The 14,799-nt window shown below is 61.1% G+C and carries 16 protein-coding genes; 9 read left to right on the top strand and 7 right to left on the bottom strand.

Annotated features, from left to right (window positions below):
• Positions 1-4 precede the first annotated feature (4 nt).
• Together HAV21_RS04310 and HAV21_RS04305 are read left to right on the top strand one after the other, a co-directional pair.
• Positions 5-541, top strand: coding sequence for a TetR family transcriptional regulator (locus HAV21_RS04310; protein ID WP_166840585.1), 537 nt, complete (start codon positions 5-7; stop codon positions 539-541).
• A 46-nt stretch (positions 542-587) separates the two neighbouring features.
• Positions 588-977 (top strand): hypothetical protein, encoded by a 390-nt coding sequence (locus tag HAV21_RS04305; protein ID WP_014921999.1) that lies wholly within the window; start codon positions 588-590, stop codon positions 975-977.
• A gap of 21 nt (positions 978-998) precedes the next feature.
• Here HAV21_RS04305 and HAV21_RS04300 read toward each other — a convergent pair whose 3' ends face one another.
• Positions 999-1,745 carry an SOS response-associated peptidase gene (locus HAV21_RS04300; protein WP_243753094.1) on the bottom strand — a complete coding sequence of 249 codons (747 nt, stop codon included), beginning with the start codon at positions 1,743-1,745 and terminating at the stop codon, positions 999-1,001.
• A 168-nt stretch (positions 1,746-1,913) separates the two neighbouring features.
• Between HAV21_RS04300 and HAV21_RS04295 the strand changes: the two genes are divergently transcribed.
• From HAV21_RS04295 to HAV21_RS04285, 3 genes are all read left to right on the top strand, one after another.
• Entirely contained in the window at positions 1,914-2,171 is a 258-nt protein-coding gene (locus HAV21_RS04295; protein ID WP_018777778.1) for a mycoredoxin, read from the top strand.
• Positions 2,172-2,313: 142 nt separating this feature from the next.
• Positions 2,314-3,399, top strand: a complete 1,086-nt coding sequence (locus HAV21_RS04290) for an S-(hydroxymethyl)mycothiol dehydrogenase (protein ID WP_142939044.1) — start codon at positions 2,314-2,316, stop codon at positions 3,397-3,399.
• Positions 3,396-4,034, top strand: coding sequence for an MBL fold metallo-hydrolase (locus tag HAV21_RS04285; protein WP_166840581.1), 639 nt, complete (start codon positions 3,396-3,398; stop codon positions 4,032-4,034). The genes HAV21_RS04290 and HAV21_RS04285 overlap by 4 nt, the downstream gene beginning before the upstream one ends.
• 37 nt (positions 4,035-4,071) lie before the next feature.
• Here HAV21_RS04285 and HAV21_RS04280 read toward each other — a convergent pair whose 3' ends face one another.
• The 3 genes from HAV21_RS04280 to HAV21_RS04270 are packed head-to-tail and all read right to left on the bottom strand — an operon-like array spanning position 4,072 to position 6,144.
• A complete protein-coding gene (locus HAV21_RS04280) occupies positions 4,072-4,821 on the bottom strand; it encodes a lipoate--protein ligase family protein (protein WP_166840580.1) in 750 nt (249 codons plus the stop codon).
• Positions 4,821-5,624: a thioesterase family protein gene (locus HAV21_RS04275; RefSeq protein WP_166840578.1), complete on the bottom strand. Its 804-nt coding sequence runs from the start codon at positions 5,622-5,624 to the stop codon at positions 4,821-4,823. The genes HAV21_RS04280 and HAV21_RS04275 overlap by 1 nt, the downstream gene beginning before the upstream one ends.
• A gap of 31 nt (positions 5,625-5,655) precedes the next feature.
• On the bottom strand, positions 5,656-6,144 hold the full coding sequence (locus tag HAV21_RS04270; protein ID WP_166840576.1) for a VTT domain-containing protein: 489 nt from the start codon (positions 6,142-6,144) through the stop codon (positions 5,656-5,658).
• Between the two features lie 79 nt (positions 6,145-6,223).
• On the opposite strand from HAV21_RS04270, the gene HAV21_RS04265 reads away from it, so the two are divergent.
• On the top strand, positions 6,224-7,213 hold the full coding sequence (locus HAV21_RS04265; protein WP_166840574.1) for a hypothetical protein: 990 nt from the start codon (positions 6,224-6,226) through the stop codon (positions 7,211-7,213).
• Here HAV21_RS04265 and HAV21_RS04260 read toward each other — a convergent pair.
• Both HAV21_RS04260 and HAV21_RS04255 read right to left on the bottom strand, forming a co-directional pair.
• Entirely contained in the window at positions 7,210-8,712 is a 1,503-nt protein-coding gene (locus tag HAV21_RS04260) for an FAD-dependent oxidoreductase (protein ID WP_166840572.1), read from the bottom strand. The genes HAV21_RS04265 and HAV21_RS04260 overlap by 4 nt on opposite strands.
• A gap of 67 nt (positions 8,713-8,779) precedes the next feature.
• Complete coding sequence (locus tag HAV21_RS04255) at positions 8,780-9,271, bottom strand: DNA alkylation repair protein (RefSeq protein WP_166840570.1); 492 nt, start codon at positions 9,269-9,271, stop codon at positions 8,780-8,782.
• A 60-nt stretch (positions 9,272-9,331) separates the two neighbouring features.
• Here HAV21_RS04255 and HAV21_RS04250 point away from each other — a divergent pair, with 60 nt between their 5' ends.
• Complete coding sequence (locus HAV21_RS04250; RefSeq protein WP_166840568.1) at positions 9,332-10,420, top strand: PDDEXK nuclease domain-containing protein; 1,089 nt, start codon at positions 9,332-9,334, stop codon at positions 10,418-10,420.
• Between the two features lie 18 nt (positions 10,421-10,438).
• Here HAV21_RS04250 and HAV21_RS04245 read toward each other — a convergent pair whose 3' ends face one another.
• On the bottom strand, positions 10,439-11,422 hold the full coding sequence (locus HAV21_RS04245) for a dienelactone hydrolase family protein (RefSeq protein ID WP_166840566.1): 984 nt from the start codon (positions 11,420-11,422) through the stop codon (positions 10,439-10,441).
• A 429-nt stretch (positions 11,423-11,851) separates the two neighbouring features.
• Between HAV21_RS04245 and HAV21_RS04240 the strand changes: the two genes are divergently transcribed.
• On the top strand, positions 11,852-13,060 hold the full coding sequence (locus HAV21_RS04240) for an exodeoxyribonuclease VII large subunit (RefSeq protein ID WP_166840564.1): 1,209 nt from the start codon (positions 11,852-11,854) through the stop codon (positions 13,058-13,060).
• A 68-nt stretch (positions 13,061-13,128) separates the two neighbouring features.
• Positions 13,129-14,457 carry an HNH endonuclease signature motif containing protein gene (locus HAV21_RS04235; RefSeq protein WP_166840562.1) on the top strand — a complete coding sequence of 443 codons (1,329 nt, stop codon included), beginning with the start codon at positions 13,129-13,131 and terminating at the stop codon, positions 14,455-14,457.
• The last annotated feature ends 342 nt before the right edge of the window (positions 14,458-14,799 follow it).

Here is a 14,799-nt window from a genome sequence, read left to right as displayed (position 1 = left end):
CGCCATGCCGGACCGCCGAAGTGAACTAGCCGACGCCGCCCTCGCCGTCGTTGCTGCCAAGGGACTCAAAGGACTCACGCACAGGGCCGTCGACGCCCAGGCAGGTGTCGCCGTCGGAACTACCTCGAACTATTTCCGCAACCGGGCAGCACTCATGGGGGCCGCCGTCGACCGCGTTGAAGAACGTGACCGCCTCCTGCTGCAGCAGGATGGAACGGACATCCCGACGTCGGTAGCCGACTTGGCAGATCAGATCGCCGGAGCAGTCATGGGACTGGCGCACCGGAACGCCGAACTGACCCGCGCCAGGTTCGCCTTTGCCCTTAACCAGCCAGGTGTTGTCACTGCCGGGCACGAGCGGCTGGTATCAGCCTTGGCGCAACTGCTCGACGCCATGGGCATATCTGAAGCACGCAGCCGGGCGGAAGCAATCTCCGACTACAGCGACGGGCTCGCCCTTCACCTGCTGACCGCGAGGACGGGGCAGGACATTGACACAGCCATAGTGGCGCGCAACATCCTGCGTCTGTTGGAGGGATGAAAGTCAAGGGGTGGACGGCAGCCGGTCCACAGAGCAGGATTGTGGCATGAGCACCAATGACGCACTCCTGAAGCAGGTCAACATCTCGGCCGAAGACGACAACCTCGTGGCAAGGTTCGAAATCGATGGCAACATACCAGGCTCCGGCGCTTACGTCGTGGGCCTTGTTGCTGCCAGCGAGGACTATTCCTCACAGCGCAGGCTCGGCATAGAGTTCATGAACGGCGAGGCGATCTCCTTCTATTCGTTCAACCACTCCCTCAGTGCCGAGGAGAACTACGACATCAAAGGCGTAGAGCATTCCGGCAACGTCATCACAGGGAATTTTCCGATGTCTGCCATCCACGGGCTTAGCAAAGGCCACGTCATGACAGGCTTCAGCGAAGCCGATGGCCGGGAGTTCCAATCCGGCGTGCCCGTCACCGAAGCTCTGTAGGTCCTGGACGCTTTGTAGTTCCTAGAAGAGAGCTTCCACCGGTTCAATGAGTTCCGGTGAGTTATTGCGGACATTTCCCACCGCTGCGCCCACAGCGTCCAACCTCCACCCGGCCGCGGCACCGTGCGCCTTGGAGCGGACCAGATCCACCAACCCTTGAGCGTCCTTCTCCCTCGGATCCAACCACGCTTCCATCGTCTCAGTGCTCATCGGCAAGGGAACGCGGTCATGGAGGGCAGTCAGTTCGTCAAATACCGAGGCACTGCGCCGGGTCTTGGCCTCATCCGCCGTTGGGGTATCGGCAGTCAGGATGGACATGGACAGCAACCAACGCCCCGGATCATCATCGGATGCAGACTGGTCACGCCACCACTCATACAAGCCTGCAAAGACCAAACCGTGGCCATCCCCAGGGTGCACATAATACGGTTGCTTGTTCTTACCCTCGCCCTTCTTCCATTCGTAATAACCGTCTGCCGGAACTGCGCAACGCCTGGCAACGGCGGCCTTCTTGAAGGACGGCTTTTCCAACAGCGTCTCGCTTCGAGCGTTGATAAGCCTGGCACCAGCCTTGGGATCCTTCGCCCATGATGGAACCAGACCCCACTTCGCCACATGGAGCTGCCGTTTCACGTCCTCGTCAATCAGCCTCTCCAGAACAATGGGAACGGCATCGGTCGGAGCCACATTCCACGACTTCTCCAGCGCAATCTCGTTCTCAAGTTCGGCGTCAAAATCAGCGAGGAGGTCCCCCACCGCACGAGCCATTACATAACGTCCACACATGGCAACAGTCTGCCCTCTCCTCGGACAACGCACCAGCACCGGCATGTGACGTAACCCGGCCCTGCTGCCGAACGGGAATTATTCGGACGCGGGTTACCGTTGTTACCGACGAACCACCCTGCATTAACAACCCATACTGAGGAGAGCTCTGTGGACTTCACTCCCGACTCCGGCACCATCACCATGTTCTCGACCACCTGGTGCGGTTATTGCAACCGCCTCAAAAAGCAGCTGGACGCCAAGGGCATCGGCTACACCGAGATCAACATCGAAGAAGTAGATGGCACGGCCGAACTCGTCGAGCAGCTCAACGGAGGCAACCGCACCGTACCCACCGTGCTTTTCCCTGACGGAACCGCGGCCACCAACCCGTCCGCTTCCGAGGTGGAGAGCCGACTGGCCGCATAGTCTGCCACACCACCGCTGTTGGGCCCGCACGGAACAATCCCACTCTGTCTGCCACCTGTGATAGACAGAATGGGAATCCGTAGCGGGCCCTTTTTGCACCACAGAAAGGACCCGCGCCCCAAAAGCCCGAAGGGAACATCCCATGGTCCACGCAGTCAAAGGTGTCGTCGTCCGCTCCAAAGGCGCCCCCGCAACCCTGGAAACCATCCTCGTCCCGGAACCCGGCCCCGGCGAAGCCTTGGTGGACATCCTCACCAGCGGCGTCTGCCACACCGATCTCCACTACAAACTCGGCGGCATCAGCGACGACTTTCCGTTCCTCCTCGGCCATGAAGCCACCGGCGTTGTCAGCGCAGTAGGCCCCGACGTCACAGACGTAGCCCCGGGCGACCGTGTCGTCCTGAACTGGCGTGCAGTCTGCGGCAACTGTCGCGCATGCAACCGCGGCCAAGCCCAGTACTGCTTCAACACCCACAACGCCACCCAAAAGATGACCCTCGAAGACGGCACGGAACTCTCACCGGCCCTCGGCATCGGCGCGTTCATCGAAAAGACCCTGGTCGCCGCCGGCCAATGCACCAAGGTAGACCCTGACGCCGATGCCGCCGCAGTCGGCCTGCTCGGCTGCGGCGTCATGGCAGGTTTGGGCGCAGCGCTCAACACCGGCAACGTCAAGCGAGGCGACTCCGTTGCTGTGATCGGCTGCGGAGGAGTGGGCGTAGCAGCCATCGCCGGCGCCGCGCTCGCAGGGGCCACCACCATCATTGCCGTCGACATCGACGCAAAGAAGCTCCAGCGTGCCAAGGACCTCGGCGCAACCCACACCGTGGACTCATCAGCAGCGGACCCCATCGAGGAAATCCGGGCCTTAACAGCCGGCTTCGGCGCAGACGTGGTGATTGACGCCGTCGGACGTCCCGAAACCTACAAGCAGGCGTTCTACGCCCGCGACCTCGCAGGCACCGTTGTCCTGGTTGGTGTCCCCACACCGGAGATGACCCTGGAACTGCCGCTGCTGGATGTCTTCGGCCGCGGCGGCTCACTCAAATCCTCATGGTATGGCGACTGCCTGCCCTCCCGTGACTTCCCCATGCTCGTGGACCTGTATAAGCAGGGCAAACTGGACCTGGACGCCTTCGTTACAGAGCGCATCACCATCGACCAGGTGGAAGAGGCGTTCGACAAAATGCATGATGGCGCAGTCCTCCGATCGGTGGTTGAACTGTGAGCGCCGGCAACCTCACGATCGATCAGGTAGTAACCTCCGGGACATTCTCCCTCGATGGCGGAACCTGGGACGTGGACAACAACGTCTGGATCATCGGCAACGCCATCGAATGCATCGTCATCGACCCCGCCCACAACCCCGAAGCAATCCGTGCGGCCGTGGGTGGCCGAGACGTCAAAGCCATCCTGCTAACACACGGCCATGACGACCACATCAGTTCCGCAGGTGCTTTCCGGGAGCTCGTCACGGCCCCCATCCACCTGCATCAGGACGATTGGATGCTGTGGAAGGCCGTGTTCCCCCACGCTGACCCTGATGTGGCGATCGTGGACGGTGACGAGTTCACCGTGGCCGGCGCAACGCTGAAAGCGATCCACACTCCCGGACACTCTCCAGGATCCGTTTCGTTCCACCTTGCAAGCGAAGAGACACTCTTCAGCGGAGACACGCTCTTCCAAGGCGGACCCGGTGCGACCGGAAGGTCCTACAGCGATTTCCCCACCATCATCGAGACCATCCGGACAAAGCTCCTTACACTGCCGGAGGAAACCGTGGTCCGCACGGGACACGGCGATTCCACCACCATCGGCGCAGAGAAGCCACACCTGGATGAATGGATCGCCCGCGGGCACTGACACCAAGCGCAAAATGGTGGGGTACGGGCTGACGCCCCTACCCCACTAGGCTGCGGAAGTCGCCGTCGAGAACTTCCGCGTACCCGCGGTAAGCCTCAACAACGGCGTCCTCCACCGACTGAACATCCAGGTGCGGGAGCAGGTCATTGGCCGCACCAGCAGTAGCAGGATCCCACTCCAATCCAAGCGCCGCGTAGCTCGCAGCCAGGACTTCACGAATGGGCTTGGAATCCTCCACCACAATCACCGAACTGAACAACCACCCGCCGGAAACCACACGCTGGGCTGTACCAATCAGTTTGATGCGGTGTGCAGGGAAATCGGGGTCCTCGCCGTGGACACTAAACTCCCCCGGACAGTATTCACCGGGAATCTCACCGACGGCGGCATGAACGCCTACGCTTCTCAGCGCTCCGGCCAGCAGCTCACCAAACTCGGAAAAACGGGCTTTGGCGCGAACGATCGCGTCAGGGTGAGGCTCAATGTGATCAATGACCAAGGTCCCCTGGTGATACGCAGCGGCGCGGCCTCCGGCTTTGCGTATGAGCGGCTCGAACCCCAGCTCCCGGCACGCCTCTGCCGCAGCCTGAAACCCTGGCAAGTTGGCGTCGCGCTGACCGAAAGCAACCGTGGGCTGTGGTCGATACAGGCGAAGGGACGGGCCCAGATTTCCGCTACGGGCACGCTGAAGCAGCTCCAAAGCGAAATCAAGGTCCGCAGCCGCACCCATGGATTCCTTCTGGCGGTAGACAGTGAGCTGGCGGGCCCCTGCTTCCAACCCGCTCATCAGCTTTTCCTCAGGGTCAGGATCTGCTCGGCCCGCCCGAAGGGTCCGTTGAGGTCATGGAGCACAGTGGAGGTAAGGCCGATGCCGTCCGCTCCGAAAGAGACCTTGTTATCCAGACCCAGCCATTCACCGGCCGGAGCGCGATACATATGGATTTGAAGATCCACGTTAGGAAAAATGTAGCTGTTTTCACCCGGAGGAACGCGTGCTGCTATGCCATTCGCGGTGTCCACCAGGCCCAGCAGGCGGGCCACATCAGAGCTGTCGTTGTGGTTCGTCAGCGGATGGGACGTCCGGATCCAAACCTTGCCTGATCCAGGACGGTGTCCCTCAGCGATGCGCATCTCCAAAGACCGGATGTAACCGCCGGGCCACACGCTCGCCCCGTCCCATGGCTTGCATTCATCAGGGGCCGGCATGGACTCATCCTCCACCGCGGCCACGGCGCTGGTGTCGCTGGTGATCATGCGCCACCCGGCGGCACGGATAGCCACGCGACCCCCTGCCGAAAGCTCTGCCTGAAGGAGTTCAATGGTCCTTCCCGGCCTCAGCGTCGAGGTGGTGACCTGGAATTCACCGCCGGGAATCAGCCCGAGTATTTCGTAGCTGATCCGCGCCAGGCGGACGTCGTTCCGCGGCTCATGGCGGACCAAGGCATCTGCGATGATGCCCGACGCCGGAGCCATATGTTGTTCGTGGGGATTCCAGGCACCTTGGGCGTGAAGGGTGGACCGGTAGCGGCCCCCACCCAGTGATTCGTAGTAAAAGTCGCCGTCCGCCAGTTCCGGTAATGCAGTAGTCAACCCAGGCCTTTCGCCGATCCAGCTGTAGAACTCAGACCACTGTATCCGCTGATTTGGCCCGTGCCCGACGCCGACGGAACACAACAACCCACGTAATGGCGGCCACCAGGACCGCCACGCCCACAGCAGCTCCACCAGGTGATGCCGCGGCTACCGCCAACCATGCCTCCAGAGCGGCAAGACCAATGGTTGCGTAGAGCAGGGCCCAAATCACAGAACCCGCCACAGCGGCGGGCAAATAGCGTCGGAGGGGCATACGGGCGGCACCGGCTGCGAGGTTAATGGCAGTTTGGAGGCCAACAGTCAGAAAAGACAGTACGACGGCGTACGGGCCCCAGCGCTGGATCAGCGCCTGGGCGCGGGCAGCTTTGGGCCGCTCCAAAGAACCACCGAAGCGGGTATGTGCGAACCCGGCCACGGCCCCCCGCCCGATCCAATAAGTTACGTTGACACGGATCATGACAATCGCGAAGAGCGCTGCGAGTGCGACGCCGAAGGGCAAACTCATGATCTGATCCACTCGACTTAGGCTACCCTAAGCAGTGCCTCGCTGAAGACCAGGTCCCCGGACTCCTACGGTCAAACCCTAGGATGATTCCATGGACCTCCGCGACGCCGCCCAGGAGCTGTACGCCGTGACACCTCGTGAATTCACGGCGGAACGTACTGCTCTGGTGCGCAAAGCGAAGGACGCCGGGCAAAAAGACTTGGCTCAAGAGATCGGCAGCCTTCCCAAGCCGGCAGCCGGAGCCTGGGCCATCAACATCCTGGCCGTTCACAAACCCGAGGTAATTGACGGCGTCGTACGTTTTGGCATTTCGTTACGAGGCGCCCAGGAGGAGCAGGACACCGAAGCATTCCGTGAACTCGGGCAGCAACGCCAAAGTCAGCTGACAACAGCCGTCCATTCGGCCAGGGATCTCGCTGCAGAGCTGGGGGCTCCACTGAGCGCGGCCGCAACGTCCGATGTTGAGCAGACTTTCAGGGCGGCCATGGCCGATGCCGGGGCAGCCGCCGCGGTACGAACGGGCAGGCTGGTCAGGGGGCTCACCGGCAGCGGCTTCGAAGCAGTGGACCTTGCAGGAGCAATAGCTGCGGCAGGTCCCGATGACGAAGCACCCGAAGCTACACAAGAGCGATCAGTCGAGAGATCAGTCAAGAAGGGGCCCCCACCACACGCCAAGAGCACTCCGACGTCCCAAGACACTCCGCCCAAGGGGAAGGCACCGCAACAGAAGTCCTCCAAGGAAGAAGCGACGTCTTTGGCCGATCGGCGCGCCGCCAAGCAACAAGCAGCACTGAAAGAGGCCCGCAGCGAGTTCGACGTCGCCGACCAAACGGCCAGGGAAGCAGAAGCGGCAGCATCCGAAGCGTGGGACACCGTCAATGCACTGGCTGATCGCCGAACCAAACTCAAAGCCGACATTGAAGACCTCAAGAAACGTCTGGCAACCCTTGAAGCCGAACTCATTGGAGTCACCCGTGATGCAGAATCCGCGGAATCAGAAAAGAAACGGGCCGTACGGGCCGCAACCCAGCAACGACGCACCGCCGATCAAGCCCAACGGCGCATCGATCGGCTGAGTTAGTCCTTCTTCTTGACCGGCGACTCCTGCAAATGATGGGTTGCAGGACCCTCAAGATATTTGCCCTCGGGGGTGAAGCGCGAACCGTGCAGAGGGCAGTCCCACGATTTTTCGGCATCATTCCACGTCACGATTCCACCCAGGTGTGAGCACCTGGCCGAAACCATGCAAACGTTGCCGTCCACGGTGGACACTGCGGCCGGTTCACCCTTGTACAGCCCCACAACGCCGGTTCCTTCGGCTGGACGCGTTTGATCCGTGATGTCAGGATTGGCCTTGATTCTTGCCCTATCCTCCACCATTCGCTTGGTGGTGCTCGCGTTCAACCGCACGGCTTGGAGCGCGCCTTGGGGCGAGGTGACGCGGTGATGGATGGTGGTGGCCCAATCGGATTGGCCGCCCAGGATGTCCGAGGTAATGGATAGGGCTGCCGCTACCCCGTTGCTCATCCCCCACTTGTTGTAGCCGGTGCCGAAAAAGATGCGTCCGTGGCCGCGGGGAAGCTTGCCGAAGAACGGCATCAGGTTGGTGGCTTGGTAATCCTGAGCCGACCACGTATGGGTGACTTCGGCTCCGGGGTAGTGCCGGGTGGCCCACCCCAGCAGGTCATCCAAATGCGACTTAGGTGATGCAGCCCGGCCCGCCGTGTGACCATAACCACCGACCAGGAGCAGCTCTCCCTCGGGTGTAGGGTGGGTGCGCTGCGAGCGGGTAGGTGAATCGATGGACAGATACATGCCCTTCGGAAGATCGCCCGGGACCTTCAACGCAGCCGCATAGGAGCGGTTGGGCTCAAGCTTGGCAAAATACAGTCCGCGGTCCAGGATGGGGGTGCCCGTAGCTATCACCACAGTCTCTGCAGTGAAAGTGCCCTTGCCCGTGGAGACCTCCATAGGCTGCCCGGAAGCTACGTTCTCCACCTGCATGCCCTCGACAATGAGGCCGCCATGGCCTCGAAAGTCCCTGGCAAGGGTTTCCAGCACATCCATAGGGTGAATCTGGGCCTGGCCTTCGAGTTCCAAAGCCTCCACTACGGGGAACGGCAGCCCGGCGTCACGGCTGAAGTGGACGTCCAAACCTGCGTCCCGCGAAACCGCAGCCTCCTTGCGGAGCCGCTGGCCGCCGTCGTCCGTGGTTGCGAAGGTGACCGCGGTCCGGCGTTGAAACGGGGTGCCCTGCTGCTCCATATACTGCGCCAGCCAGGCCTGGCCGGACTTATTGGCCTCCACATAGGCCTGCACCACCTTCAGCGAATACTGGCCGCGCAAGGCCGAAAGGGCTCCTCCTTGGAGGAGGCTTAACTTACCGGTGGTGTTACCGGTGGTCACAGCGCCGAGTGTCCTGGCTTCGAAGACCACCACGCGCTGCCCGGACCTGGACAACAGCAGGGCAGCCACCATACCGGTGAGCCCCGCGCCCACCACTATGGTGTCAAAGTGCTTTTCTTCGGGAATTGAGTCGGACATGAAGCGGGATTCCCGGTCCAACCACAGCGATTTCATCAACGAACCTGCCTCTCAATTCACCGGCCTGTGGTGAGGCAAAGGGTAGGCGCGTCGTTGGTGCTTATCAAGGGGTCGCGGCGCCTACCGCCAAAGCCGCTGCGTGCCGTAGTTCAGCGTCCGGATCAGCGGCCCAGCGCTCCAATACGCGTTCCGCGCGTTCCTTAGCGAGGCCTTCCAGCCGGTCCATTAATGGGCGGACCACATCCTTGGCGAGGGGATCCACCAGTTCCCGTGTCCCGGACTGCCTGATGAAACCCTCTATACGGGTGAGGTCCGTGTTGACCAGAACGCTGACTTTGGTCTGCAGCAGAACCACTGCTGCAAGTCGCCTCTCGAACACAGGCTCAGCCCACAACTCCGAGCTCAAGGCAGTAACGTCGTCATGGTCCAGGGTTTTGTACCGCTTGAGCGTGTCCCTCACGGTTCCCCGTACGGCGCCCACCGACGCGCCATACACCGTCAAGGTCCCGCCCAAACGCTCACTGGCCTCTGCAGCTTTCTCCCAGGTGGACTCCATCTGCAGTGTGTAGTCCACGAATTCACCGGCTTCACTCACCCGTCTATTTTGTCAGTGCCTCCCCATAGCGTGGTGCCACCAGCAATCGACAGGAGCAACATGCCGTCCCAAGAGCTCGCCACCGAGGCATCATTTCCGGGTGTCCCGGCGGCTTCGTCCATGCCTCACTGGTACCCCACACTGCTCAACACGGTGGCTGACCAGGTCCGCGTCGGCAGGACCCGGGCTCTGGCGGCCGCCAACAGTGAGTTGCTGAACTCCTACTGGAGCATTGGCCGGCAGCTGGCCGAACGTGAATCCGAGCAAGGCTGGGGTGCCAAAGTAGTCACCCGGCTGTCCGCCGACATCCGCACCCGGTTCCCGGACGCGAAGGGCTTCTCCCCTAGAAACCTGAGGTACATGAAGAGCTTCGCCCAAGCCTGGCCGGACTTCCCAATGTTGCAAGCACCGCTTGCAACATTGCCCTGGTACCACCAGATCGCGCTGCTGGAAAAGCTCGACGACGCCGCCACGCGCCTTTGGTACGCATCGGCAGCGGCCCAACACGGTTGGTCGCGCAACGTGCTGACGCACCAGATTTCAACGCGTCTCCATGAGCGATCAGGCCAAGCCATCACCAACTTTGCGGCCACTATGGTCCCTGCAGATTCGGATCTCGCGCAGCAGGCAACCAAGGACCCCTACGTCTTTGACTTTTTGTCCATGAGTGACCGGCACACTGAACGGGACCTGGAGCTGCAGTTGGTGAAGCATGTGGAAAAATTCCTGTTGGAGCTGGGCCAGGGTTTCGCCTTTGTGGGCGAGCAGGTCCGGCTGGCGATTGCCGGCGACGAGTTCTTCGCGGACCTGCTCTTTTACCATCTGAAGTTGCGCTGCTACATGGTGATAGAGCTCAAAGCCGTGAAGTTCGAACCCGGGTTCCTGGGCCAGCTTGGGATGTACATGGCTGCGGTGGACGATCTCCTGGCGCACCCGGACGACAAGCCCACCATCGGATTGCTTTTGTGTAAGGAGAAGAACAGCGTGGTGGCCGAGTACGCACTGCGTGGGTTCAACGCTCCCGTGGGCATCGCAGAGTGGCGGACCTCCCTCGCGGATTCCTTGCCTGACGAATTGGTGGCGAGCCTGCCCAGTATTGAGACCTTGGAGGCCGAGCTGGCAAGTGAGGCTGCGCGCTTGCAGCGTTGAGTTCTCGGGCAGGGTCCCTTAGACGTTGTCCTTGAACCACGCCAGGGTGTCGGTCCAGGCTGCTGTGGCTTGGGCCTCCACGTAGCGTTCACTGGTGTCGTTGTGGAAGGCGTGGTCAACTCCGGGGTACACCTTGAGCTGGTGCTTGACGTTGGTTTTATTCAGCGCCTCTTGAAGTTGAGGCATGGAGCCGGTGATGCGGGCATCCTTCTCGGCGTAGACACCGAACACAGCCGGCTTGATAGTGGGGACTTTGGCCAAGTCCGGTGCGGGGCCGTAGAAGGCCGATGTGGCCTTGAGCCCGCCTATCTCTGTTGACGCCTGCCACGTGATCCCGCCACCGAAGCAAAAGCCAACCATCGCGATCCGGCCCTCCTCCACATAACCCTGGCCATTGAGGTACTCAAAGGCGGCTTTAAAGTCACCCACGTGCCTTTGGGCACCCGCCTGCGTCAGAGCGCCCGGGACGGCATCCGGGTCCATCGACGCTGTCCCGCCCTCCCTGCTGAGGAGGTCCAGTGCCAACGCCGCATACCCTTCCTTGGCAAAACGCCGTGCGACATCCTGGATGTGCGGGGTGAGGCCTCTGTTCTCGTGGCAGATCAACACGCCTGGGCCCCTCTGGCTTCCCTCAGGCCGGGCGAGGTAACCGCTGATCTCCGTCCCGCCGGAGTCGAACTTCACTGTGGCAGTAACCAGACCCGCCGCGCCCTCTGGAACGGACAACGGGCTCTTGGCGTTGGGAACCGCGGTAGTGGCGTTCACGGTGTTCCCTGGAGAAGCCGCCGACGACGTGGTCGATGGCGTGGGCATCGGGTCCGTGGTCTTGGGAACCTCCTCCGGCGTGCAACCCACCAAGGCCATGGCCGCCCCGGCAGCCGTCATGCTTCCCATGATGAACGCCACCCGCCGGGTGAATGTCTTATGCGACATCTCTCCCGAGCGGTAGTCATCGTAGAACTCTTCGATCAAGTACTTCTCGAACTTCTCCAGCTGCACCACGGCGATCCTCCCGAAGTTTGGCCAACATCTTTCCCTGAGGTTGGGACGCAAACAAGGGCGGGACGGTTTTTACCGTCAGAAATGGCCGCCTCACCTCACTACTATTCAGACGTAGCCATGACCGACGGAGGGGAGAATTCGGGAATGACGGGAATCGATGACGGATTGGAAGATTGGCCGTCATCGGCCAAAAGTGTTCAACAAGTGTACGAGGAGATTCGCGGTCCCCTGCAGGCGCTGGCCCTCACCGTCATTGCCGAGTGTCGGAACGCAGAGCCCAAAGCATCGGGATGGACCTTTGACTTGGTAACGGTGAGTGGCGAGCGGACCTTTGTCCTTCCAGCGAGGGTGTGGAATGACGAACTGACTGCGATCAAGAAGGCCTTCGCTGCGGCTGGAGAGAGCTTCAGGGCCGCCATGATTGACGGCATGGAACTGGAGGTTTCCGGACAGCTGCGGATGTGGCCCGAGAGCGGCGACATTTATTTGAAAGTCACTGACATTTCATCAGATTTCTCTCTGAACGGTGCGATGCTCCTGAAGGATCGCCAAACGCTTCACGCGCTCAAGGAAGAATTTCCGGGTCACTGGAGACTGCACGCCGATGATGACGCGATATATGAGGATGCCAAAGACGGTCTTTCGTGGGGACGATTACGCAAAGTCACTGTGATCTCGCCGGAAAAATCTCAGGGCGTCGAGGACTTCAAGCACTACCTGAGCATTTCGAAGAGTGGTGCAAAGCTGGAAATCACGTATCGCCACATGAGCTTAGGCGGTAAGGCGGCAGCCGCGACGCTCCGAGACTTTTGTGATGAAGCGCGCAGGAACGGTCATGATCTTGTAGTCATTACGCGCGGCGGCGGGCACTGGCGGTCGATGCGGGGTTTCCAGGATGAAGGATTGGCGCGGGCCATTCTTGAATCGCCGGTGCCTGTTATCACCGGCATTGGGCACCGTCAGGACGTATCCATCGCTGACAGGGCAGCTACGGCGTCTTTCACCACACCGACAGCAGCCGCAGTGGCCATCACGACCCAACCCAGCCAGCCTTCCGCACCATTGCAAAAGTACGGGAGCTCATTCAAGGAACGGCTTGGCACCGAACGTCAAAAGGTTGCAAGACTTGAGAGAGAGGTATCGTCCATCCGGCAATCGCTCGCCCGTTCCCACGATGAGCTGGCATCGACCAATGCGGCTCTTCACCGATTTGAGGCGGATCTTGGAGCATGCAACGGCGCCCTCAGGGAAAGCCAGGCGTCACGAGGCGCCTCTGAGCGTCAACACGGACGTGACTTACTCGAGCTGGCGTCCCAACGTGTCCGTGGATACTCATGGCTGCTGACTTTAGCGACGGCGGGCCTGGCAACTGCGCTCCTGTTCAACTCAATGCTCATTGCCTCTTGGATCACCGGTTCGGACGATCACGGGATCGGGATTTGGCTGATCCTCGCCGTCGTGGCCGTTTCGACCGTTGCCCTCGGTGCGCAGTTCTCCTCGCGAAAGCGAATTAGCCAAAAGCACAGGAGACCCCTGAAGCTACCACCGGAATCTGTCCGCGAGTGGGAGATCCGAATCATGAACGTACGGACAATTCGTGCACTCCGGAAACTACTGCACCATCTGCCGATGGGCTGATCAGACATCGTGGCTGGCCCGCCATTGCAAGTGCTAATAATGTCGGTGGTCCCTGACAATGTTGGGACATGGAGCAAATCCGGGAAAGACAAGCGCCAACAACTGTTGCGTCGATGCCAGCTCCTCCTGCGGGGTGTTCCCCTCAGGGTGTCCCACGGGCTCCACTGGTGTCCTACGCCGGTAGCGCGGATGCCCGCACCATCAGCAGCGATCTCATAAACCAGTTGCGTGCTTTGGAGGACATGAAGTCAGCCATCTCAAGTTTGCAAGCCAAGATCGCTGTGGCCTTTGACGTGGCGCAACGACAGGAGCGGGCGGAGGCCGGCGTTCCATCCTCCGAACAAGGTCAGGGTGTGGCAGCGCAGATTGCGCTGGCCCGACGTGAGTCCCCGAACAAGGGCTCCCGTCTTCTCGGTCTTGCCAAGGCACTGGTAACTGAAATGCCGCGCACTATGGCTGCTCTTGAAACGGGGCAATTGAATGAGTGGCGCGCAACTTTGTTGGTAAAAGAAACAGCGTGCCTCTCCCCCGAGGACCGCTGCGCCGTGGACGGGGAACTCGCGGCCGACACGGGAACCTTCGATGGCGCCGGGGATAAGGCCATCATCGCTGCAGCCAAGAAGGCAGCCTATCGCCGGGATCCCAGGTCAGTAACGCAACGGGCAGCCCACGCCGCCTCCGAGCGCTTTGTCAGTCTGCGGCCGGCACCGGACACCATGACCTACCTGACGGCCCTGCTTCCCGTAGCTCAAGGGGTCGCTGCGTACGCAGCACTCACTCGATTGGCTGGCACCGCCCGGTCAGAGGGAGACACACGGTCCAAGGGGCAGGTCATGGCAGATGCATTGGTCGAGCGAGTCACGGGCACCGCGGCTGGCTACTCAGGAATCGACTTGCAACTGGTGATGACCGACCGAACCCTCCTGGCAGGCGACACCGAACCCGCACGGCTGAACGGCTACGGGATCGTCCCCGCCGGTTGGGCCCGGGAACTTATAGCGGCCGAACCCGCCCGCACGGATCAGGAGCACTACATCTGGCTACGCCGACTCTACACCGCACCCGGAACCGGTGAACTGCTCGCTACCGACTCGCGGGCCCGGTTCTTCCCACCAGGAATACGCAGGCTAATCGAAACCCGCGACAACACCTGCCGCACGCCCTACTGCGACGCGCCCATTCGGCATTTGGACCACATCATCCCTTGGCACGCTGGAGGAACCACTACTACCCACAATGGCGCCGGACTCTGCGAAGCCTGCAACCACACCAAAGAGAACGCTGGCTGGAGCACCAAACCCCTCCACAGCAACACCCACTCCATGGAAGTCACCACACCCACAGGCCACAGGTACCAATCCAAGGCTCCCCCACTGCCCGGATACCGAAGAACTTAGCTCGCAGGATCGTACTGGAACTCCCTGAGTTCCTGGGTGCACGGGTCGGCAACTCAAGAACTGTGTAACCACCGTTGAGCACCCTATGCCCTGGATAGGTGCCAGGCTCGACGTCCTCATTGATACCGCCAACGAAGACGTAAACACCTGCTTATTGAGCCTCTTAGATCACTGCGTGTGCGGCATCTGCGACAGCTTGGAATTCCCTTTCCGGGATCACCATGGCCTCGCCGGGAAGATACTTAGTCACGCGGGTCTCCGTCAGCTAACGTCAAAGCCCCTGACGCGGGATTGCGTCAGGGGCTTTGAGAAGTTGTAGATGGACAGGCTACTTGGTACCGA

This window comes from Paenarthrobacter sp. MSM-2-10-13, assembly GCF_011605365.1.
Lineage (GTDB): Bacteria > Actinomycetota > Actinomycetes > Actinomycetales > Micrococcaceae > Arthrobacter.
The sequence above is the reverse complement of the archived record's forward strand: the minus strand, read 5'-3'. Positions and strand labels throughout refer to the sequence as shown.

What these genes read in the sequence shown, in the direction of transcription:
- HAV21_RS04310 (WP_166840585.1), top strand. Translation starts at nt 5, where the DNA reads ATGCCGGACCGCCGAAGTGAACTAGCCGACGCCGCCCTCGCCGTCGTT.
- HAV21_RS04305 (WP_014921999.1), top strand. Translation starts at nt 588, where the DNA reads ATGAGCACCAATGACGCACTCCTGAAGCAGGTCAACATCTCGGCCGAA.
- HAV21_RS04300 (WP_243753094.1), bottom strand. Translation starts at nt 1,745, where the DNA reads ATGGCTCGTGCGGTGGGGGACCTCCTCGCTGATTTTGACGCCGAACTT.
- HAV21_RS04290 (WP_142939044.1), top strand. Translation starts at nt 2,314, where the DNA reads ATGGTCCACGCAGTCAAAGGTGTCGTCGTCCGCTCCAAAGGCGCCCCC.
- HAV21_RS04280 (WP_166840580.1), bottom strand. Translation starts at nt 4,821, where the DNA reads ATGAGCGGGTTGGAAGCAGGGGCCCGCCAGCTCACTGTCTACCGCCAG.
- HAV21_RS04265 (WP_166840574.1), top strand. Translation starts at nt 6,224, where the DNA reads ATGGACCTCCGCGACGCCGCCCAGGAGCTGTACGCCGTGACACCTCGT.
- HAV21_RS04260 (WP_166840572.1), bottom strand. Translation starts at nt 8,712, where the DNA reads ATGAAATCGCTGTGGTTGGACCGGGAATCCCGCTTCATGTCCGACTCA.
- HAV21_RS04250 (WP_166840568.1), top strand. Translation starts at nt 9,332, where the DNA reads ATGCCGTCCCAAGAGCTCGCCACCGAGGCATCATTTCCGGGTGTCCCG.
- HAV21_RS04240 (WP_166840564.1), top strand. Translation starts at nt 11,852, where the DNA reads ATGGAACTGGAGGTTTCCGGACAGCTGCGGATGTGGCCCGAGAGCGGC.
- HAV21_RS04235 (WP_166840562.1), top strand. Translation starts at nt 13,129, where the DNA reads ATGGAGCAAATCCGGGAAAGACAAGCGCCAACAACTGTTGCGTCGATG.